This window comes from Mariniphaga anaerophila (assembly GCF_900129025.1).
GTDB lineage: Bacteria > Bacteroidota > Bacteroidia > Bacteroidales > Prolixibacteraceae > Mariniphaga > Mariniphaga anaerophila.
In genome coordinates this window covers 479773-502097 of record NZ_FQUM01000004.1, presented here as the reverse complement: position 1 = coordinate 502097, position 22325 = coordinate 479773, and the positions used below count along the sequence as shown (strand labels likewise).

Below are 22325 nucleotides of genomic sequence, written 5' to 3'. Positions count from 1 at the left end.
TAAAACCAAACATTTTGGGATTCTTTTTCCCGCCGGGTACATCGGATGATAGGAGAGGTGTTTATCCGGTTTGCAGGGAAAAAAGTGAAATATGTATTTGGGTACCGAACGCGGCTCTTTCCTGTGCTTAAATACATCCAAAGTGTTTAAGAAATTAAAACTAGTTTTTAGGAAGAGCCCGCAATCATTCAACACATAATTAACAAACAAGGAAAAATCTATTGAAATGAGACACCTTCAAAAAACATTCATTTTGTCGGTTTTATTGGCCTCCCTTACGTTAAGCCTGGCTGCCTGTTCTCATAAAAATGAACAGAATACTGACGATGAAGAGCTGATTTTTAAAGACGAACCGGTTGATCGCGAATTGAAGTATTACAATGCAGTGCCGCACGACATGGTACTGATATACGACGGCGGTGCACATCGGAATGTTCAGTGGAACAAAGAGCATTTTGCTCCTTATATTTCTGCGGAAAGTGACGGACGGGAACAATGGTTATTCGACGGATTTCTATTTCTGGAAATTAAAGACGGACAGGGACGTGGATTTGCTTCGGGGTACGAAAAACTGGCCGCGCGAAAAGTAGAGTGGAAAAATCTGCTCGAAAATTATTTTGCCAAAGGAAACGGAATTAACGCACTGAATGAACAATTAGCCGAAGTAAGAAACAGTGGCCGGATATCTGGAAATTACGAGAAGAGGAAAATAGTACTGACTGTTCCCGAGCCCATTCCAAACCAAACAGACTGGGGGCAACTGGACGGCCGCTCTCTACGTTTTTCCAACAGACAAGATCGTCTGGATGCCTGCAAATGGTACATCGATTACGCCGAGGAGCTTTTCCGCAAAGCCAATTTCGAAAATGTAGAATTGATAGGATTTTACTGGCTCGCCGAGGAAGCTACCAACAGCAGAACCCTCGCAAGCGATGTGGCCGATTACCTGTACGAAAAAGAGTACGACTTTTATTGGATTCCTTATTTTAATTCTGATGGTTATTCCGAATGGAAGAATCTGGGATTCAATGTACCATATTACCAACCCAATTATTTCTTCAGCGAAAATACGCCCTACTCCCGTTTGCAGGAAGCCTGCGACAGAGCTAAAAAATTTCATATGAACATGGAAGTAGAGTTTGACGACAGGGCGTTAAAAGGGAATAAAAACTGGGGATACCGGTTGAAAGATTACCTGGATGTGTACGAAAAAAACGGGGTTTACGATTCGCTGAAAGTTGCCTACTACCAGGGAGGAGATTCCTTCTACAAATTGTCGAAATCTGAAAACGACGAAGACTCGGCACTGTATCGCCGCCTCACCAAACTTATTATTCAAAGAGGGCAGAACGCTAATTAACCGGAGTAAACGCACCAACCCTTTATTCCTTTAAAGATTTGCTAAAATTCAAAAGCTTATCCTTTTGTGCAACCGTTGATTGTTGGGGTATCCAATCAAAAAATGCACAAAGCCGGGGGGAGGTGCCGGCACTCGCTTAACTAAATAATTAATCAGAAGATTAACAACATGAAAAGAACCAAAAAGATTATTGAAAGCACACCCGTGTTTCAGTCACTGGTTTTCGATGCGCAGGCATGGAGGCACTGTGACAGCTCCTCTGAAAAAGGAGAAGCAAACGCGGTTTGTTTTTTATGGGACCAGTTTCTGTTGAAAAACGGACGCGGGCCATAACAAAACAAAGAACGTTCTCCCCGGATTTTTCATCCGATGATTTTTCTTCCAGACAATTATATGAAAGTATGAAACACAAGAAAATTTAAATTTTTTTAAACTTAAAAAAAGATCAATGAACAGTAACAAACGACCTTTTATTTTGAAAAACAGTTTTATACGAGGTCTGTTTTTCTCTCTATTCTTTGTCGGGGCAATCGCCTCGTATGCACAGGTAAACGTAAAAGGAAGAGTGGTTGACGAAACCGGTGAAACACTCATTGGCGTGAATGTCCTGGTTAAGGGCACTACTTATGGGTCAATCACCGATGCAAACGGAGAATTTACTCTTTCTGCTCCGTCTTCAAACAGTACTCTGGTTTTTTCTTATGTGGGCTATTTAACACAGGAAATTGCTATGGATGGCAGAACTTACCTGAATGTTACAATGGACCAGGATACCGAAGAGCTTGGTGAAGTAATTGTAGTAGGTTACGGAACCCAGAAAAAAGTGAGTGTTACAGGATCAGTAGCACAAATTAACAGCAAAGAGTTGTTGCAGGCTCCTTCCGGAGACATCTCTTCTTTGCTGGCCGGTAAATTACCCGGTCTTACTTCCCTGCAAAGTTCCGGTCAACCGGGAGCTGACGGAGCATCCATTCGTGTGCGTGGGGTTTCTACTATGGGTAAAAGTGGTGTAACACTTATTGTTGATGGTGTACAAAGAAGCTTCTCTCAGTTGGATCCCAACGACATCGACAAAATTTCTATTTTGAAAGATGCTTCCGCTGCTGCTGTTTACGGTGTGCAGGGTGCCGGCGGTGTAATTTTGGTGACTACCAAACGAGGAACACTGCAAAAACCAAAAATCACCTACACCGGAAAAGTTTCTTACAACCAGAATACCTTTTTCCCGGAATTTCTTGATGGTCCCGATTTTATAAAATGGTACAACAAAGCGCTTGATATGGACGGCAAAGAACCGTTGTTTACCGAGAGCCTTTACCAGAAAGCATTAAACGGCGACCCCGAAGGAAAAATTCAGAACACCAACTGGTTCGACGAAATTATGAAACCGGGTTCTTTCTCAACACACCACAATATTAATGTGAACGGAGGGAACGAATCAGTGAAATACTTCTTGTCGGCAGGTTATTTAGCTCAGGACGGGATTGTTGATAATTTCGATTTTAAACGTTATAATGTTCGTTCCAATGTTGATGTAAATCTGAATCACGGATTTAAACTGGAACTGGATTTAGCTGCCCGTCAGGAAGACCGCAGAGCCGGATATTTTGGAGTGGGAAATCAGGATTGGAACAACCCTATTACACTGGCTACAAAAGTTTTCCCGTTTTTGCCCACCACTTACGACGGATTGCCGGTTGTTGGTAACTTTATTAAAACCAGCACATACAATCCTGTTGTATACAATAACGTAGGGTACAACAATTCTATACACAATGTTTTGCAGTCTTCTGCAAAAGTTGCGTGGGAACTGCCCTGGGTAAAAGGGCTGGAACTGGGTGTGAAAATGAGTTACGATAAAGACTACACCACACGCAGGGCATGGGCTTCTCCCGAAAAAGTGAACAGTTACGACATTGCCACAAATACCTATTCTGAAGTGGTGACAAATCTTTCTGTAACAAACGATAACGTTGCTGCTTTTACCAATGCAATGAGCCAGTTCTACAGAAGAACATTGCAGCCGTCTATTAACTATCAGAACACTTTTGGTAAACACGATATTTCCGGCTTGTTTTTGTTTGAAGAGGCAGTTCAGGAAGGCGAAGATCTTGGTGCTGTTGCAGTAGATTATGATGTTACTACGCTTCACGAACTGGATATGGGGAACGATATTAAAGACAATAACGGCCGTCCGAATGTGTGGGGTAACAGCAGCATATTCAGGCGCGCAGGTTTTGTTGGAAGGATTAACTACGGTTTCGACAATAAATATTTAGTTGAACTGGCAGCCCGCTACGATGGTTCTTCCCGTTTTGCCCCGAAAAACCGTTGGGGTTTCTTCCCTGCAGCATCAGTTGGTTGGAGAATTTCCGAAGAATCATTCTTTAGCGATTTAAAAGGAACAATCGAAAACCTGAAACTGCGTGCATCTGCCGGTGTGCTTGGTAACGACCTGAATGTTGGCCAGTTTGCATACCTGAATATGATGAGAAAAAATCCACCTACAATTTACATTGGCGACAAAGAATACATTTCTGTATATACTGCCGGCGAAGTAAACCGCGACATCACCTGGGAAAAAACAACCACTTACAACGTGGGTTTCGAAATGATGTTTAACCGTGGAATTTTCGGAATTGAGTTCGACTACTTCTACAAACACACCCGCGACATTTTAATTAGCGGCGGTAGCCTTTACCCAATGTCACTGGGAGGCAACTACCCGGGAACAGTTAACGGTGGTGAAGTAGGCAATAAAGGGTTCGAACTTGTGTTGACTCACAACAATAAAATCGGACAGTTCGACTACTATGTAAAAGGCAATATGGGATGGTCTCGCAACCAGATTCTGAAAATGAATGAAAGCCCGAATACTCCTGAATACCAAAAACGCACCGGAAGGAAACTTGGCGAAAAAATGGGATTTATTGCCGAAGGCCTTTATGAAAATGAAGAGCAGATTATGAATACTCCCACATTGAGCCACCTTCAGAAAATTTCTCAGATTCGTCCCGGAGACATCATTTACAAAGACCTGAACGGAGATGGAAAAATTGAAAAGGCTCAGGATTACACTTACCTTGGTAACAGTAGTTTCCCTGAGTTAATGTACGGGTTGAACCTGGGCGGTTCGTGGAAGAATTTCGATGCTTCGGTATTTTTCCAGGGAGCAGCAATTCGTGATATGTTCCTGAGCGGGGTTTACGGAAATGGTCACGTAGATGCAACTATCTACACTCGTCCGTTCCACGGAAACGGGAACTCACCCCGATTCCTGATTGAAGACAGTTGGACTCCGGAAAATAAAGACGCAGAATTTGCACGTCTTACCACAGTAGCTGCCGAAGTTGGTAACTGCAACGGTTGGGCTTCATCATGGTGGATGCGCAACGCCGGCTACCTCAGGTTAAAAAATGCACAGGTGGGTTATACCATCAATAGTGCATACTTAAAAGGTGCAGGTATCGATGGTGTTCGGTTGAGTTTCACAGGATCTAATCTTCTTACATGGTCGGGGTTGAATAAATACGGAATCGACCCGGAAGCTCCTGAAATTAGCAACGGATATTATCCGCAGCAACGTACATATGAGTTCGGTGTAAGTGTAACATTTTAAAAAGGAACAACAATGAAATTAAGTAAAAACAAGTATCAGATACTCATTCTGTTTTCTTTCCTTCTGTTAGGCGCTTGTAGTGACGAGTATCTCAATCCGGAACCGCGCACGCAGTATACGGAGGCAGAGATTTGGAAGAATAAGGAGAATACCTATTTATACATCAATGGTTTTTATAAACCTATTTACGAATACGGCCCGTATGGGAAAAAATATGCAGGGGTTGCGTTGAATGATGGTTTTAGCGACATCGTAAAATACAACCAACACGTGATGGGAGCCAATGGCGGGGATGTAAACAAAACAATTCTCAATCCGATTATTAGCCCCAGTGGCGTTGTTCTTTCAGATTATCAATACGAATACAACAGAATTCGCCGAATCAACGAATTTCTTTATGGGTTGGACAACTATGTAACTTACGCTGATGAAGACAGGATTTTGATGGAAGCACAGGCTCGCTTTTTTAGAGGATTTCTGCATTTCATGCTGGTTAGAAGCCACGGAGGAGTAATCATCAGAGATTATATCGATGGCCCTAAAGAAGCATACAAAGCCAGAAGTTCTGAAAGCGATTGCTACGATTTCATTTCAAAAGAGTTGGATTTTGCCGCAAAAAATCTTCCCTGGGAATGGGATGCAGCAAGCCTGGGCCGTTTAACAAAAGGCGGTGTTTACGGGTATAAATCCAGAGTAATGCTTTATGCCGAAAGATGGCAGGATGCCATTGATGCAGCCGAAAAAGTAATTGAAAAAGAAGGCAGCTTGTACGAACTGGAATCTGATTACGATAAAATTTTCAAAACATTAGACAGCAAAGAAGGTGTTCTGTCGTATCGTTTTGGAGGTACTTTAGGACATTCGTTCCACCAGTTGTATTGCCCGAAAGGCGATAAAAGCGAAGGCGTGATTGGTATTGCCGGGCCTACTCTCGAAATGGTAGATTCTTACCGCATGGCCGATGGCAGTAAATTCGACTGGAGTAATCCCGAACATGCCGCAAATCCGTATGCAAACCGGGAACCCCGTTTTTACGCTTCTGTTCTTTATAACGGCGCTCCGTGGAAAGGACGCACAATTGAAACATTTGTTGGTGGAAAAGACGGCTTCGAACAATATGGTGCACAGCAAAGTTCTGGCGGTACCACTACCGGTTATTACATTCGTAAAATGCTTGATGAAGGTGCTTCCTTTGACAAGGTGAGCGACCAGACCTGGTACGAAGTACGGTACGCCGAAGTGCTGCTGAACCACGCCGAAGCACTTAACGAACTGGGACGAGGAAGCGAAGCTATTGTTTCGTTGAATAAAGTTCGTGCAAGGGCTAAATTGCCTGCTGTTACTGTTACCGACAAAGAAGCATTGCGTGATATCATTAGAGAAGAACGTAAAGTTGAATTGGCTTTTGAAGGACAGCGTTACTGGGATTTACGCCGTTGGAAACTGGCAACAAGCGTACTTAACGGAGTTAGAATGCACGGTACTAAAATCACCAAAGAAGGCGATACATTCGTATACGAAACTGTTGAGTGTGACGACAAAGACCGCGTGTTTAAAGAAAGCTACTATAAACTTCCGGTTCCTCAAAACGAGATAGATAATAACCCTTTGTGCAAGCAAACACCACTTTGGTAAAAAAGAACAAGTATGAAACGAGTATGATAAACGTGTCTGCGAGTTTCATATGATACTTTTTAAATAAACAATTTAATCAAATGAAAAAGAATATTTATTTAGCATTATCGTTGTGTGTATTCGGCTTAGCACTTTTGCTAACAGGATGCGGGGAGCCCGAAGAGCTGGTTCCCACAGCGGGAAATAAACTGACTGCACTTAGTTTTTTAACCTCAGACCTGGTTGATACAAAAATTACTGTTGAGGAATCAGAAACTGAAGGTGTTATTAAAATTGATGCCGACGTAAACGGGCTGAAAACTACCGATATGACAAAAATTAGCGTGTCGGCCAGTATCCCGAATAACGCGCGGGTAGAACCTGCTTTTGTAGGCCCGGTGGACCTTTCACAACCTTATAATTTTGATGTGATTGGTTCAGATGGCGCAAAACAGTCTTATGTTATTGAGGCTCGTTTGAGCGTTGTTTATCAACATCGTACACTCTGGAAAAGAACAGCCACCGAGCTGGGCTTTAACAACCATAATAACGGCGCAGTTGGTTTCAGCGGCGATTATGTAGTGGTGCACGACAGGGGCGGATTCTTTTACGCCAACATTTCTGACGGAGAAAGAGTTGGAGATATTTCCATGGAAGGCATCGACTGGAGCACCCTGAATAGAACAGTGCCGTTGCACATGGCCACCGATGATGCAGGTAATATCGCATCCTGTAACTTTGGCGTAGCTGAAGGCGACGAAATCCACATGTTTTGGTGGGAAGGCGTAACAGGCGAACCTCAGTTGCTTTTCAAATATGTTCTAGATATTCCCGGGGCACAAGTCGGAAGGAAAATTTATGTAAGGGGCGACATGACAGACCATGCTTTCCTTTACCTGGCAATTTCTAACAACAACATCTTCCTGCAATGGGAAATCAAAGACGGAAAAGTAGTGTCCGACGCACCCAGAAGAGTTAATTATACGCTCGACTACACAATGGGGGTACAAGCCAAAATTGTTCCCATCGAAGTTGCTGAAAACAGTAACTACTTTTTGGCCCGCTACGAAAATGGTGTTGGTAAAGTTGCAATCACATTAATGGACGGAACTACCAATACTCCAATTTATGAGTCTGAGCACCATATTCAGGATGTTTACCACCAGTGGCTTGGCGGAGGACATGCTTTTGATTATGCTCAGATGGATGGTGCCTACTACATGTTTATGATCGAGCAAAATGGATACAACTGGATGAGAGAAATTTTCGATGTAAGAAAAGTAATGCTCAGACCAGACAAAATCTCTTCGATTATGGAGCTTATTAAATACAGACCGTGGAACGGCTGGCTCGACTTTCCGTTGGATCCCAATTATCTGAGCAACGGAAACGGTACCGGAGAAGTAAAAGTTAGAGTTAGTGAAGACGGGAAATCTGCACTTGTTGCATTTTTGTGCACAAACGGCGGAGTAGAGCTGTGGGAAATCTACTAATGCCTGTTTTCTGAAATAGTGAAAGCTAAGAGGGGAGTCACATTTGTGGCTACCCTCTTGTTTTCTTACATTTTTAAATCGATTTGTTTTTGTTATGAATATTAAGCTCTGTTTTTTGTCGCTTTGCCTGCTGGTGTTAGCTGCCTGCTCCGGGTTAAATAGCAATACTCTGGACGACGACGAAGTGCAATGGAAAGAACCACCTGTTGAATTACCAACCATTCCCGTAAATGAGAAGCCCAGAATTTTGTGGATTGATGCGTCGGCTAATTTTGAATACCTGGCCAATAAAAAAGAAAATGTCAGGGAGTGCCTCGTTAAAGCAAAATATGCGGGTTTTACCGAAGTTGTTGTTGACGTGAGGCCTACCTGCGGCGATGTGCTTTATCGGAGCAATATTGTGGAACAAATTAAAACGCTGAAATATATCGACAGGACAGTTACCTGGGATTACCTTGGTACATTTATCGAAGAGGCGCACAACCTCGGTTTAAAAGTAAATGCCAACATGAATGCGATGAGCGGTGGAAATATTCGCGACGGCGGGGTGCTTTACCGCGACGAAGAAAAACGCTCTTGGGCAACGCAGCTTTATTATCCGTCCGGGATTGTTTCAGCAATGGACGACGGAAAATCGCACGCCAAATTTTTTAACCCGGTAAACCCCGAGGTGCAGAATTACATTTTATCGATTATAAAAGAACTGGCTCAAAACTATCCCGGCCTCGACGGTATTGTGTTGGACAGGGCACGGTTCAATTCCATAGAAAGCGATTTTTCGCAACTGACAAAAAGTGAGTTTGAAAAGTATATTGGGAAAACAATTGAATCTTATCCATATTCTATTTTTACCTGGAATATGGATAAGGTTGTTCCCGGAAAATACTACAAACAGTGGCTGGAGTTCAGGGCGAAAACTATTTATGATTTTTTTAGCAATGCTCGAAATACCATAAAGGAAGTTAATCCGGAGATAAAATTTGGTACATACACCGGCTCGTGGTACTCTTCGTATTACAACGAAGGAGTAAACTGGGCCAGCAATAAATACGATGCCTCGCGTTACTATTCATGGGCTACTCCCGATTATAAAAACTATGGTTATGCCTCGCTTCTGGATTTATACATGACCGGCGCCTACGGGCAAACATTATATGGCGCCGAAAACGAGTGGACTGTGGAGGGTGCCATTCTGAATGCAAAAAAAGTAACCATGGGCGATGTAAATGTTTGCGGAAGTTTGTACGGATTAAATTATGAGAACCATCCCGAAAATGCTGAAGAAGCCGTTTATATTACCCTGACAACGGGCGACGGGCTGATGTTTTTCGATATGGTTTATTTAATGATGTACGACCAGTGGGGGGCTGTAAAACGCGGCATCGACCGTGCTCTAAAAAGCGATTCGAAATAAACGACAAATACTGCCAGACTAAAAACGAACGGAAAATAGATGTTGAAAAGGTTAAAAGTATTTAGAATTTTATAATTTGTATTGATATGAAAATAGAACAAACAAGAAGGCATTTTGTAAAAACTTTAGGCACAGCAGCAGTAGGGTTGAGTGCTTTTCCGGCCTTGTCGGCAGAAATTAGAAAATCAAAAAAGATAAAACCCATTGAAGGTTCGTGGTTCGAATTTCAGCATCACAGCCTGGCCGAAGGAAAGTATTGGAATCCCACGCTGGCCGGTTTTACAGCAGCGCAGTGGGATCAGAAAGTAAAAGAAATTGCAAAGTCGGGCATGCGTTATTTAGTGTTGTTGAACAACGCAATCCGCGACAAAACGTATTATCCGTCAGCATTTTTACCCAAACACCAGATGGGGTGCGAAGATCCGTTGGAAGCAGTGTTGTCTGCAGCCGATAAATACGGAATCAGGTTTTTCATTAGCAACGGCTTTTTTGGTGAATGGACCAAGCCCGCATTCCTCATGCAAGATAAAGAGGTTGAGAAAATAAGGCTTCGGGCGATGAATGAAATAGCCGAAAAGTATGCGCACCACAAAAGTTTTTACGGTTGGTATTATCCCAACGAAACGGGTATTCAGGGGCATTACGACGATTTCTTCATCAACTATGTAAATACTTCTACCGACGAAGCGCTGAAACTCACCCCAAAAGCCAAAACACTTATTGCTCCTTACGGAACCCGAAATGTGCAGGCCGACGAAAAATACGTGCGGCAACTGGAACAGCTGAACGTGGATTTTATTGCATATCAGGATGAAATTGGCGTAGAAAAAACGCAGGTGGAAGAGAGCGCCGGGTTTTTTGAAAGTTTGTACAACCTGCACAAAAAAGCTGCAAAAGCAAAAATTTGGGCTGATGTGGAGGTTTTCCGATTTGAAGGCAAGGTGTACCAAAGTGCACTGTCGCCTGCTCCGGCCGAGCGGGTTATAAAACAACTGGAAGCCGTGTCTCCGTACGTCGAAAAAATATTGATTTACCAGTATTTTGGTATGTTGAACGCTCCCGGATCCAAAGTGTATGCCGGGCATTCTGGTTCTACTGAACTTTACCGGGCGCTGAAAAAGAACCGTTTTCTGAAGTAACTGAATGAACCTGTTCGAATCAGCCGCTTTTAGTGTTTTCAGACTTTTAATGTTTAAGCAGATGAGAGGATCATATTTGTTTCTGATTGGCATAGTTGCAGTTTTGTCGGCTTGCAGTAACGTTGCAACACAATTCGACAAAGAGGTAGATGTTTTGGTGATTGGCGGAGGTGCAAGCGGAACCATGGCCGGCATTCAGTCGGCACGGCTGGGCGCATCTACTCAAATAGTGGAAGAAGGCCCCTGGTTGGGCGGAATGCTTACTTCTGCCGGAGTGAGTGCCATCGACGGAAACCACAGGCTGCACTCCGGGCTTTGGGCAGAGTTTCGCCAGAATTTGTACGACTACTACGGCGGGGCAGATTCTTTGAGTACCGGCTGGGTAAGCAAAGTTTTATTTGAACCGTCGGTTGGCGCAGAAATATTGCTTAAAATGGCACAGGCCGAGGAAAAGCTCACGGTGCAATTCAATACGAAGCTTTTAAAAATTAACCAGATTGACGGCGGATGGCTGGCAACGTTTTCTTCTGATAAAGGAGATACTGTTTACATAAAAACAGCAGTGGTAATCGACGGCACCGAGTTGGGAGAAGTGGCAAAAATGGTTGGCATTCCGTACGATGTGGGAATGGATGCACGGTCGGTTACCGGAGAGGAAATTGCTCCGGAACAAGCCAACAATATTGTGCAGGATCTCACTTATGTTGTAGTGTTGGAAGATTTTGGCAAGGGGGCTGATAAAACAATTTCCCGGCCGGAAAACTACGATCCCACGCCGTTTTATTGTACCTGCCAAGGACGATGCGATACGAGTGTTTTCAAACGCACGCTTTGGGATTGCGGTTACATGATGGAGTACGGGCGGCTGCCAAACAACAAGTTTATGATTAACTGGCCCATTAGCGGAAACGACTATTATGCCAACATAATCGACATGTCGGCAGAAGAGCGGGACAGTACCCTCGAAAAGGCAAAGTGGTTTACCCGCTGCTATGTTTATTACCTGCAAAATGAGCTGGGCTTCAAAAACCTCGGAATTGCCAGAAACGAGTTTCCCACCGACGATGGTTTTCCGATGATTCCGTACCACCGCGAGTCGCGACGTATAAAAGGAAAGGTTCGTTTTACGCTTAACGATTTGGCGCGTCCTTTCTCTCAGAAAACAGCACTTTATCGTACCGGAATTGCTGTTGGCGATTATCCTGTGGATCATCATCACGGGGCTTACCCCGATCAGTCAAAAATTCCGGATATCCATTTTCATCCGGTGCCGTCATTCGCTTTGCCGTTGGGAACGCTAATTCCTGCCGCTGTAAAAAACTTTATTGTGGCTGAAAAATCCATTTCGGTAACCAATATCGTAAACGGGACTACCCGCCTGCAACCGGTATGTATGCTCATCGGGCAGGCATCCGGAGTGTTGGCCGCACTGGCTGTGGAATTGGGTGTTTCGCCGGATGAAGTGCCGGTGCGTAAAGTGCAGAAACACCTGCTCGAAGCGGGTGCTTATCTGCAACCTTATTCCGACGTAACTCCTGAAAACAGCTACTGGGAAGCGGTGCAGTGCATCGGCTCAACCGGTATTATTAAGGGCGAAGGGAAAAATAAGGGGTGGGCAAATCTTACCCTTTTTCATCCCGATTCGGTAATGACTGCTCCGGCATTGCTGGAAGGTGTTCGAGAATTGGTGCCCGGGTTTGATTTTTCATTCGAAACAAATGTTGTGACGGTTGAAGAAGCCGGAAGAGTGGCCGCTGAATTGAGTCGTGCCATTGGTTCAGATCCAAGCAGGCAGGTAAACGCCATTGACAAAATATGGGAAGAATATGCGTTTGGTGAATACGTTCCGTCCGCTGCAGTTACACGCTGTCAAATGGCTGTGCTTTTGCATGAACTGGCAGCTCCGTTCGAAACCTTGCAGGTAGATCTTCAGGGACAGTTTATTACAGAAACGGAATAGTTCTCTGGGTACTAATCAGAATAAAAAAGAATTACCCCAAAAGCCATTTCCATTGGATAACGCTTTTGGGGTAATTTCTTTTAATCTTGTTGGATGGTCTGGTTGATGTTGCCAAGTATTTTTTTTAACCCTTTTTCTTCCACAATCCTTCCATCTCTTCCAGAGTTTTGCCTTTGGTTTCAGGAACCATTTTCCACACAAAGATGAGGGAGAGGACACTCATCAGTCCGTAAAATCCGTAGGTTAATCCGCCACTAAATTCCATCATTGCCGGGTAGGTAGATGAAATAAAGTAGTTGGCTGCCCACTGTGCTGCAACAGCAACGGCAACAGCTTTTCCCCTGATTTTATTGGGGAATATTTCGGAAATAAGCACCCAGGTTATCGGTCCCCACGACATCATAAACGACGCGGTGTAAATAATAATGAACACCAATGTTCCCATTCCTATTATTTCCATGAACGCAAGTCCGGAAATGGCGAACATTCCCAGCGCCATGCCGGCAGAACCGATTATGAGCAACGGCTTGCGCCCCCATTTGTCGACAGTAAAAATGGCTACCACAGTAAAAATTACATTTACCAGTCCCATTATTACAGTCTGCATTAGCGAAGCATCTTTGGCTGCTCCCATGCTTTCGAAAATGCGCGGCGCATAATACAACGCCACATTAATTCCCACAAATTGTTGAAAAATGGAAAGCAGAATGCCAATGATAATCACTTTTTTTCCGAAGGAATAAAGCTTTGGCGATTTATGGTGCTGAACACTGTTTTTAATTTCGCGCAAAATTTGTTTGGCAGCTTCGGCGCCGTTAATGCGCGTCAGAATTCGCAGAGCCTCGTCTTCCCTGTTTGTTAAAGAGAGGTAACGCGGCGTTTCGGGTACGAAGAAAAGCAGTATTCCAAACAGTCCGGCAGGGATGGTTTCCGAAAGGAACATTCGTCTCCAGCCGATGTTGTTGATCCATTCCAGCGGTTGGCCGTTGGCAATTCCCCAGTTCACGAAGTAAACCACCAGCATTCCGAAAATAATGGCGAACTGGTTGAGCGAAACCAGCTGTCCCCGGATTTTGGCCGGAGCAATTTCCCCGATATACATGGGGCAGACCGCTGAAGCCAGTCCAACGCCGATGCCGCCGATAATCCGGTAGAAGTTAAACATGAGCAGCAGCCCGATTGTGGGGTTGCCTTTCTGAAAAAACAGAAATTCGGGGTAGCTGGACCCCAGTGCTGAAATGAAAAATAACGATGCTGCAAGCAACAACGTTTTTTTTCTTCCCAGTTTCGATGCGAAAATACCTGAAAGAAGTCCCCCGATAATGCAGCCGATAAGCGCGCTGGAAGTTGTAATTCCGTGCACCAGAGTACTCAGTCCCTGGCTATCTATGAGGTACGACTGTATGGATTTTTCTGCTCCGGATATCACCGCCGTGTCGTATCCGAAGAGTAACCCGCCAAGCGTGGCAACAACCGTAACTGCAATAACGTATAAGTTGTTATTTTTTTTCATTGGTTAATGAAATTTTCCCTTTGGATGAGAAAGGGAAGTGAAAAATATCCCGGCCTCACTTTTTCGAGACCGGGCTTTATTTGAAAAATGAAGTTAAGTGCAAATTGTTTTTAAATGTACCAGTTTATCAGCTGTTCCAGAAGTTCCTGCTTCCCGCTGATTTGTTTTGGTTCTCCAGTTTCTTTGGCAATTTCGCGCAAATCTTCCAGAGAAAGTTTTCCTGTTTCGAAATCGGCGCCTTTGCCACCGTCGAACGATGCATAACGGTTTTTACGCATTTTTAGGTAATCCGATTCGCTCAGGATTTTGTCTGCAACCAGCAACGCCTTGGCAAAAATGTCCATTCCCGAAACGTGGGCAATAAAAATGTCTTCCAGGTCGGTAGAGTTTCTGCGTGTTTTTGCATCGAAGTTAATGCCTCCGTTTGTGAAGCCTCCGGCCTGCAGAATTTCCAGCATGGCTTCGGTTACTTCGTAAATGTTGGTAGGAAATTCGTCGGTGTCCCATCCGTTTTGGTAGTCGCCTTTGTTGGCATCGATTGATCCCAGTAATCCGGCATCGGCAGCCATGCGCAGGTCGTGGGCAAAAGTATGCCCGGCCAGTGTGGCATGGTTCACTTCAATATTCAGTTTGAAATCTTTATCCAGCCCAAAATGGCGAAGAAATCCGATAACTGTTTGTGCATCGTAATCGTACTGGTGCTTTGTCGGCTCCATCGGCTTGGGTTCAATCAGAAATGTTCCTTTGAAACCCTGTTTGCGGGCGTAGTCGCGCGCCATTGAAAGAAGACGGGCCAGGTGTTCGATTTCACGTTTGGTGTCGGTGTTGTGCAGGGTCATGTAGCCTTCGCGGCCACCCCAAAAAACGTAGTTGGAACCACCCAGCGCAATGGTAGCATCAATGGCATTTTTTATTTGTACTGCCATGTTGGTAATCACATTGAAATCAGGATTGGTGGCAGCGCCGTTCATGTAACGCGGATTGGAAAAAACATTTGCGGTACCCCAAAGCAGTTTTACCCCGGAGGCTTCCTGCTTTTGTTTGGCTATTTCTACCATTTTCCCCAGGCGTTGTTCAATTTCAAACACCGAACCGTCGCCGGCTACGTCAGTGTCGTGAAAACAGTAGTACGGAATGTTCATTTTTGTAATGAATTCAAACGCGGCATCCATGCGTTCTTTGGCAGCATCCATTTTATCGGTTGCGCCGTCCCACGGGAAAATCTGGGTTCCGGGGCCAAACGGGTCTTCGCCTGTTCCACAGAACGTGTGCCAGTAGGCTGCAGCAAAACGCAGGTGTTCTTTCATTGTTTTTCCGGCAACCACTTTGTTTTCGTCGTACCATTTAAAAGCCAGCGGGCTTCTTGAATCAGGGCCTTCGTATTTTACCTGACCAAGGCCTTTGAAATACTCTTTGTTTCCAATTAATACTTCCATTTTAATTTATTTTTGAGTTATAGATTATTCAATCGCTTTTTTTAGCTCCTTTTTCCAGTTGTTGTAGGCATGCAGGTAGTCTTGTTGTTTCGAAACATCGGGCTCTACTGTTTCCAGTTTGATGAGGTTGGCAAAGGCTTCTTTAGCCGATGCGTAGTATCCCGAACCGATTCCTGCACCACGCGCTGCTCCTATCGAACCGTCGGTGTTGTACAACTCGATGGTTGCTCCGGTAATTCCGGCCAGTGTTTCGCGGAATAGCGGACTGAGGAACATGTTGGCTTTTCCTGCTCTGATTATTTTCGCGTCAATTCCGGTATTCTTCATAATATCCATCCCGTATTTAAACGAAAATACGATGCCTTCCTGTGCAGCCCTCAGCAGGTGTTCTTTTTGGTGAATATTGAAGGCGATTCCGCTCATTGTTGAACCGACATTCCGGTTGTTTAGCACGCGCTCTGCTCCATTGCCAAACGGCAGGATGGTAATTCCCTTTGAGCCGATTGGTGCGCTTGCTGCCAGTTGGTTCATCTGGTCGTAGGAAATATTTTCGCCAACCATCCGCTTCATCCAGGCATTCAGAATGCCGGTTCCGTTAATGCAAAGCAGTACCCCCAGCCTGGGATTTTCGGCAGAATAGTTTACGTGCGCAAATGTATTTACACGCGATTGCGGATCGTATTTTATTTCGTCGCTTACCCCGTAAACTACTCCCGAAGTGCCGGCCGTCGCTGCAATTTCTCCCGGATTGAGAACGTTTAAAGAGAGTGCGTTATTGGGCTGATCGCCGGCGCGGTAACTTACTTTGGTGCGAGTGGAAAGCCCGAGTTCAGCAGCTACCTGCGGCCGTATTTGTCCCTGCACAGCAAAAGTGGGAACGATTTCAGGCACAATGTCCGGCGAGAAACCGTAGTTCTCAAACAGCATTTCAGCAAGGCTGTTTTTCTGAAAATCCCACATAATTCCTTCCGAAAGGCCGCTAACCGTTGTTTGTGGTTCGCCGGTCAGTTTCATGGCAATGTAATCTCCCGGAAGCATTATTTTATATACTTTATCAAAAAGAGCAGGCTCGTTTTCTTTAACCCATTTTAGTTTCGATGCGGTAAAATTCCCGGGCGAATTGAGCAGGCTGGAAAGGCAGTGCTCGTGTCCCAGCGCGTCGAAAGCTTTGGTGCCAATTTCGGCAGCCCGGCTGTCGCACCAAATAATAGACGGACGAATAACTTCGAGGTTTTTGTCTACCATTACCAATCCGTGCATCTGGTACGAAATGCCAATGGATTCAATGCTTTCAGGTTTTACTTCCGATTCTGTCAGAACATCTTTTAACGCCAGCTTCAGGTTTTTCCACCACAATTCAGGCTCCTGTTCTGCCCATCCGGCACGATGCGCTGTTATCTGCATCTCCTGTTTGGGATGAAACGAAGAAGCGAGACAGTTGCCGGTTTCTCCGTTAATCAATGAAACTTTTACAGATGAACTTCCAATGTCGAATCCAAGTAGGTGCATGATATTTAATATTTTATGAAACCAATAAAAATCGAACTGTTCTGTTCTGGTATGCTCTCAAAAGTAAGAGCAAATTTCGATGTTTCAAAGCACCTGAAAATGTTTTACAACATGTTGTCGTCGGCGGCAGGATTCTGCACAACCAAAGCCTGGTATTTTGTTATAATGATGAGCGTAGTTTGAGGGTAGTGGGAACTTCAAAATTTATAAAACTTCCGGTGGTTACAAATTCGGCCGCTTTTTGTCCCATCAGTTCAAAGTCGGTTGAAATTACGGAGATTCCGTTTTTAACGTATTTTTTCATGGGCGTTTCGTTGTAAGAAATTACACCCACTTCCCGTCCGGGTTCGTACCCTTTTTCGGCACACTGATCCAGCAACCCCGCAAGCGTGCGGTCGCTTACCAGAAAGTAGAGCGCTCCTTTTTTTATTCGAAACTGGTCTTCTTCAAAAATAACCGAATGTTTTATGCTGAAATCTTCGCAAAACTTTCTGAAATAAACGATAGAATCTTTCGAATGGTAAGTAAATTCCGGATAGTAGAAAATAAATTCGTTGTATTGCCTGATTTTTTCGAGGTTAGATTTGAGGCAGTTGTAAACGGGTTTGCCAAAATCCTGGTATACCACAGACTGATTTTCTTTTGAATGAATTTTCCAGTCGATAATTAGCAACTGATCTGCCGGTATTTTTTGAAGGATTTCCGGGATTTTTACATGGTCGAAACTCATAATTACATATTTGCTGTATTTGCCCAGGCTTTCCAGTACAATCTTCTCAAACATGTTGATGTTGTAATGGTGAAAATGCAAATCAACACCGATGTTTTTGGGCAGATGTTTCAAAAATGAACCGTAGAGAACCTCTTTGTACGCCTTAAACGTGTCGAGAAAAAGGAAAACTTTAGTGATTTTTTTCGTTACAAAGTAGCCGCGGTTGGGGACCGACTCCACAATTCCTCTCTTTTTTAGTTCGGCATAAGCTTTAAAAACCGTGTCGCGCGAAAGGTTCGACTCTTTCATTATTTGATTTACAGACGGCAACATTTCTCCTGCTTTCAGTTGATCCCGGCTGATTGCATCTAAAATGGCATCAACCAGTTGCTGAAATTTTAACGCGTTTGAATTGTCGTCAATAGTAAATTTTATGTCGGTCATAATTAATCGATTGGCAGAACAGTTGCTGTTCTGTTCTGTTCTACAAAACTAAAAATTAAAATGATTGTGAAAAACAATAGCGGCAGCAATGTTGCGTTAATAGAAAAGGATAAGGGAAAAGTTACGTTTCAGAGTGGTTAAGTTTGGTCAGCATTACTTCTTATTGTTGTAACTTGTTCCTTATCCTTTTTTGTTGCTTAAAATTAGCAGATATTTTCCGGAATAGAAAATCAATTTCTAACTTTCGCAAAATAAAAAGCCACGACAAATGATACGTGATCTGATAATGAAAAACCGGAGTTACCGGAGGTTTGATAACTCGGTTAAAATTGAAAATTCCCAAATAGAAAAATGGATTGAGCTTGCCCGTTTTTCGGCAAGTGGCAGAAACATGCAGCCGTTAAAGTATGTGATTTGCACCGACGAAAACGTAACCCGGAAAATTTTTCCTTTTTTGGGGTGGGCCGGTTACCTGAAAAGCTGGAGAGGCCCTGCTGAAAATGAGCAGCCGGTGGCATACGTTGCTGTGTTGCTGGATAAATCGTTGGCCGAAAATTACTACTGCGATGACGGCATTGCTCTCCAGAGTATTTTGCTGGGCGCCGTAGAAGACGGTTTTGGCGGTTGTATTATCGGCTCGGTAAATAAAGGCAAAGTGGCTAAAGTGCTGCAGCTGCCCGAAAATCTCGACATCCTTTATGTTATAGCGCTTGGGAAGCCGTCTGAAACCGTGGTTTTAGAAGATGCAGAAACAGGAAAAATAGAATATTGGCGCGACGAAAATGAGGTTCACCATGTGCCCAAACGTCCGCTGAGCGAATTGATTTTTAAGTCGATTTAAAAAAACAAGGGGATTGCAGAAACCATCGTGGCAATCCCCTTTTTTGTCTAACCTTAAAATTAACCCCTTATGAAAAGTGCTTTTATGATGTGCGACGCCATTTTTGGGTTTTCTTTTAATCGCCGGGTAGAGTAGTTGAACCATTGCTCCCCGAACGGAACATAAACCCGCATTTTATGGCCGCGGTCAATAATCGATTGCCTCAATTCGGGCGTTACTCCGTAAAGCATCTGAAATTCGAACATGCTTTCGGGCACCTGGTATTGTTCAATAAGCCGATACGCATTTTCCACCAGGTATTGGTCGTGCGTGGCAATTCCCACATACATTTTATTTTTGAACATAAATTCCAGATCTTCCAGAAAATGCTCCCGTATTTGGTCGTGCCTTTTGTATGCAACCTTTTCCGGTTCAATATAAATACCTTTGCACAGCCTGAAATTCAGTGGCGCTTCGTCGGTATTCACTTCTTTTAAATCCATTAAATCGGAAAGAGTACGTCGCAGATAAGCCTGAACTACCAGTCCTACATTTTTGGGAAATTCGTCCTGCAGTTTTTTGAAAAGCTTGATTTCTGAATCCACGCACTGCGAGTCTTCCATGTCGATGCGCACAAAACAGTTCTTCTGCACCGCAAAAGAAACCACTTCGCGAATATACCGGTAGCATGCATCTTCGTCAATCAATAACCCAAACATGGTGGGTTTTAACGAAAAACTCCCGGTTACTTTTTCGGCAGTAAATTTTTCAATAATATTGATGTACTGATCTTTATTGCTGACAGCTTCTTCGAGTGTTTCAATAAACTCGCCAAGCAAATCAATGGTTACTTCAATGTTTTGCTGGTTTAACAGTTTCGATGCCAGCAATCCTTCTTCGATGGTTTCGCCGGCAATGTATCGCCTCGAAAAAACCCAAACCAACTTTTTGGGCATAAACGGCAGCATATCTGCAATGAGTCTGTTCAACATTTTAATTTTCCGGTTTCAGATGTTTACTTATTCTTTTTGTAAAAGTAAATCCGGTCCGAGCTTTTTACTATGATGTTTATCAGTGGTAACTTATGATTTTGTGCAGCTTTTTTTGAAAAAGAATGATTTTAAAAATTATGAGGCCGCCCTCGTTTGAAATTAAAAGAGTAAGCGCCGATTTGTTTATGCTTTGGTTTTTGGCGTTGCAGGCGGATTTTGCCGGGTTTGTGTAAAGGAAATAAAGATTCCGCGGCAGCATTTGGCAATTCTCCGGGGAAATGAACAGGATTGTGCGGGTTTGTTTTTTCGTCTTTAAAAATTATAAATCGGGTAGTACGAAAAAAGTGATATTTTACCCTTTTCCTTTATGTTGAAAGAATTATCTTTGCCCACTTGAAGACCAAATTAAATTTTTATAATAAAATGAAAGGATCATCATCAATTGTTTCTGTTGTAGCTTTAATAGCTGTTGCAATTTTGTATGTTTTGCATTTTACACAAAACAACGAACCGGGGGAAAAGTCGACTGAAAAAGAAGCTGTTGCCGGCGTTGGAAGTTCGTTTAAAATTGCTTATGTAAAAGCAGATTCAGTAATTCTGAACTATGAAATGGCACAGGATCTGCACGATGAGTTTTCTAAAAAACAGGAAGCTTATAACAGTGAGTTTGGAACAAAGCGTCAAACGTTTGAACGCGAAGCCGCAGCATTTCAGGAAAAGTTGCAACGTGGTGGATTCCTAACAGAACAGCGTGCAATACAGGAACGTGACAGATTGGTGGGCAAAGAACAGGAAATTATGAAGCTTGACCAGGAATTGTCAGGGAAACTTGCCGAAGTACAGTCTGCAAACAATAAACAAATTCTGGACAGTTTGCTGAACTACCTGCAGGAATACAACAAAGATAAAAAGTACGATTACATTTTTAACGGTGCTGAAATTCTGGTTGGAGACGAAGCTCATAATATAACCGGCGAAGTGTTGAAAGCGTTAAACGAACGCTACACGCAGAGTTCTGCAAAATAATTCGTCGTTTTTAACGATATATGATCCGGGGGAAACTCCGGATTTTTTGTTTGTATAGCGCTCATTAAAAAAGGGAAATCCATGTTTGCCGATAAATACCTGACAAAAGGTGCAGTGCCGGTTTTGATTACTGAAGCGCCGGATGAAAATCTGGGTATTTCGGTTGTTATTCCCTGTTACAGGGAGCCGGACGTTTTGCAGACATTGAACGCGCTGTATTCTTGCGATTTGCCGGAAAGCAGTACCGAAGTTATTATTCTGATTAACCATTCGGAAGTGGCGTCAGAAGAGACTAAAATTCAAAACAGAAATACCAAACAGGAGCTTGACCGTTGGATTTCCGGCCATCAGAAAAAAGGGTTGATGTTTTTTGCGGTTGGCCCGGTAGAGTTGCGAAAGAAATGGGCAGGTGCCGGCCTGGCGCGGAAAAAGGGGATGGATGAGGCAATACGCCGTTTTAATTTGTCGGACCGGTCTGGTGGAATTATTGTTTCGCTTGACGCAGATACGCTGGTGGAGCAAAACTACCTGACAGAAATAGAAAGGTTTTTTAGCGAGAATCCTTTGCATGTAGGAGCTACCATTGCTTTTTCTCATCAAACCGAAGGGGTTGAAAACAGACACCTGGAGGGGATTCTTTTTTACGAAAAATACATGGCCTATTACAAAATGGCTTTGGAGTTTACGGGTTATCCATGGCCCATGTTTACGGTGGGGTCGGCTTTTGCCGTAACTGCCGGGGCTTACGTGAAACGCGGAGGAATGAACCGGAGGCAGGCAGGCGAAGATTTTTACTTCCTGCAAAACCTCGCGCAATTTGGCCGGGTGGGTGAAATTGCCGGAACAACTGTTCATCCGTCTGCGCGGTTGTCAGACCGGGTGCCTTTCGGAACAGGTCCGGTTTTGCAGAAATGGATGAGTGGTCAGGAAGATCTTACCAAAACTTATAACTTTGAAGCGTTTGCCGATTTGAAACTGTTTTTTGACCGAAAAGATCGACTTTTTAGAATTTCAGAAAAGGAGTTTGGTACATTCAAAAAAGAATTGCCGGATGCTGTAAATGCGTTTATTACTGACGATGATTTTTTTGCCGATGTTTCTGATTTGAATGCCAATTGCTCGGAAATTTCGACTTTCAGAAAAAGGTTTTTTCAAAAGTTTAATGCGTTCAAAATATTGAAGTATCTCAATTTTTCGCACGGAGAATTTTATCAGAAAGCAGATCTCGAAACACAATATTTATTGCTCACTAAAAATTTTAAAAAATAGACATT

General features: G+C 43.6%; 17 protein-coding genes. 12 read left to right on the top strand and 5 right to left on the bottom strand.

Going from position 1 to position 22325, the window contains the following annotated elements; genetic code table 11:
• Nucleotides 1–226 precede the first annotated feature (226 nt).
• The 8 genes from BUB08_RS10640 to BUB08_RS10610 all read left to right on the top strand — a co-directional run bounded on the left by BUB08_RS10640 (nt 227) and on the right by BUB08_RS10610 (nt 12599).
• Entirely contained in the window at nt 227–1360 is a 1134-nt protein-coding gene (locus BUB08_RS10640; protein WP_083570700.1) for a DUF4855 domain-containing protein, read from the top strand.
• A gap of 168 nt (nt 1361–1528) precedes the next feature.
• Nucleotides 1529–1693 carry a hypothetical protein gene (locus tag BUB08_RS20350; RefSeq protein ID WP_175549990.1) on the top strand — a complete coding sequence of 55 codons (165 nt, stop codon included), beginning with the start codon at nt 1529–1531 and terminating at the stop codon, nt 1691–1693.
• A 115-nt stretch (nt 1694–1808) separates the two neighbouring features.
• Nucleotides 1809–4979 carry a SusC/RagA family TonB-linked outer membrane protein gene (locus BUB08_RS10635; protein WP_073001532.1) on the top strand — a complete coding sequence of 1057 codons (3171 nt, stop codon included), beginning with the start codon at nt 1809–1811 and terminating at the stop codon, nt 4977–4979.
• A gap of 12 nt (nt 4980–4991) precedes the next feature.
• Nucleotides 4992–6614, top strand: a complete 1623-nt coding sequence (locus BUB08_RS10630; protein ID WP_073001527.1) for a RagB/SusD family nutrient uptake outer membrane protein — start codon at nt 4992–4994, stop codon at nt 6612–6614.
• An 80-nt stretch (nt 6615–6694) separates the two neighbouring features.
• The gene (locus BUB08_RS10625; protein WP_073001524.1) at nt 6695–8086 is read left to right on the top strand and encodes a DUF5018 domain-containing protein; all 1392 of its coding nucleotides are present in this window, start codon (nt 6695–6697) and stop codon (nt 8084–8086) included.
• Between the two features lie 94 nt (nt 8087–8180).
• Entirely contained in the window at nt 8181–9500 is a 1320-nt protein-coding gene (locus BUB08_RS10620; protein ID WP_073001520.1) for an alpha amylase family protein, read from the top strand.
• Nucleotides 9501–9586: 86 nt separating this feature from the next.
• Nucleotides 9587–10639: a DUF4434 domain-containing protein gene (locus BUB08_RS10615; RefSeq protein ID WP_073001516.1), complete on the top strand. Its 1053-nt coding sequence runs from the start codon at nt 9587–9589 to the stop codon at nt 10637–10639.
• A 61-nt stretch (nt 10640–10700) separates the two neighbouring features.
• On the top strand, nt 10701–12599 hold the full coding sequence (locus BUB08_RS10610) for an FAD-dependent oxidoreductase (RefSeq protein WP_073001718.1): 1899 nt from the start codon (nt 10701–10703) through the stop codon (nt 12597–12599).
• 124 nt (nt 12600–12723) lie between these two features.
• On the opposite strand, the gene xylE is transcribed toward BUB08_RS10610, so the two are convergent.
• The 3 genes from xylE to BUB08_RS10595 all read right to left on the bottom strand — a co-directional run bounded on the left by xylE (nt 12724) and on the right by BUB08_RS10595 (nt 17057).
• Nucleotides 12724–14112 (bottom strand): D-xylose transporter XylE, encoded by a 1389-nt coding sequence (xylE, locus tag BUB08_RS10605; RefSeq protein WP_073001512.1) that lies wholly within the window; start codon nt 14110–14112, stop codon nt 12724–12726.
• A 110-nt stretch (nt 14113–14222) separates the two neighbouring features.
• On the bottom strand, nt 14223–15548 hold the full coding sequence (gene xylA, locus BUB08_RS10600; RefSeq protein WP_073001509.1) for a xylose isomerase: 1326 nt from the start codon (nt 15546–15548) through the stop codon (nt 14223–14225).
• Between the two features lie 24 nt (nt 15549–15572).
• The gene (locus BUB08_RS10595) at nt 15573–17057 is read right to left on the bottom strand and encodes a xylulokinase (RefSeq protein WP_073001506.1); all 1485 of its coding nucleotides are present in this window, start codon (nt 17055–17057) and stop codon (nt 15573–15575) included.
• A 15-nt stretch (nt 17058–17072) separates the two neighbouring features.
• Between BUB08_RS10595 and BUB08_RS20520 the strand changes: the two genes are divergently transcribed.
• On the top strand, nt 17073–17240 hold the full coding sequence (locus BUB08_RS20520; RefSeq protein WP_217651593.1) for a hypothetical protein: 168 nt from the start codon (nt 17073–17075) through the stop codon (nt 17238–17240).
• Here the strand turns inward: BUB08_RS20520 and BUB08_RS10590 are convergent.
• Nucleotides 17218–18213: a GntR family transcriptional regulator gene (locus BUB08_RS10590; protein ID WP_073001503.1), complete on the bottom strand. Its 996-nt coding sequence runs from the start codon at nt 18211–18213 to the stop codon at nt 17218–17220. The two genes, BUB08_RS20520 and BUB08_RS10590, sit on opposite strands and share 23 nt — an antisense overlap.
• Nucleotides 18214–18481: 268 nt before the next feature.
• On the opposite strand from BUB08_RS10590, the gene BUB08_RS10585 reads away from it, so the two are divergent.
• Entirely contained in the window at nt 18482–19054 is a 573-nt protein-coding gene (locus BUB08_RS10585) for a nitroreductase family protein (RefSeq protein WP_073001501.1), read from the top strand.
• A 59-nt stretch (nt 19055–19113) separates the two neighbouring features.
• Here BUB08_RS10585 and BUB08_RS10580 read toward each other — a convergent pair whose 3' ends face one another.
• Complete coding sequence (locus BUB08_RS10580) at nt 19114–20025, bottom strand: proline dehydrogenase family protein (protein ID WP_073001500.1); 912 nt, start codon at nt 20023–20025, stop codon at nt 19114–19116.
• A gap of 423 nt (nt 20026–20448) precedes the next feature.
• On the opposite strand from BUB08_RS10580, the gene BUB08_RS10570 reads away from it, so the two are divergent.
• Together BUB08_RS10570 and BUB08_RS10565 are read left to right on the top strand one after the other, a co-directional pair.
• Nucleotides 20449–21051, top strand: a complete 603-nt coding sequence (locus tag BUB08_RS10570; protein WP_073001497.1) for an OmpH/Skp family outer membrane protein — start codon at nt 20449–20451, stop codon at nt 21049–21051.
• Between the two features lie 81 nt (nt 21052–21132).
• Nucleotides 21133–22320, top strand: a complete 1188-nt coding sequence (locus BUB08_RS10565; protein ID WP_073001495.1) for a glycosyltransferase family 2 protein — start codon at nt 21133–21135, stop codon at nt 22318–22320.
• Nucleotides 22321–22325 lie beyond the last annotated feature (5 nt).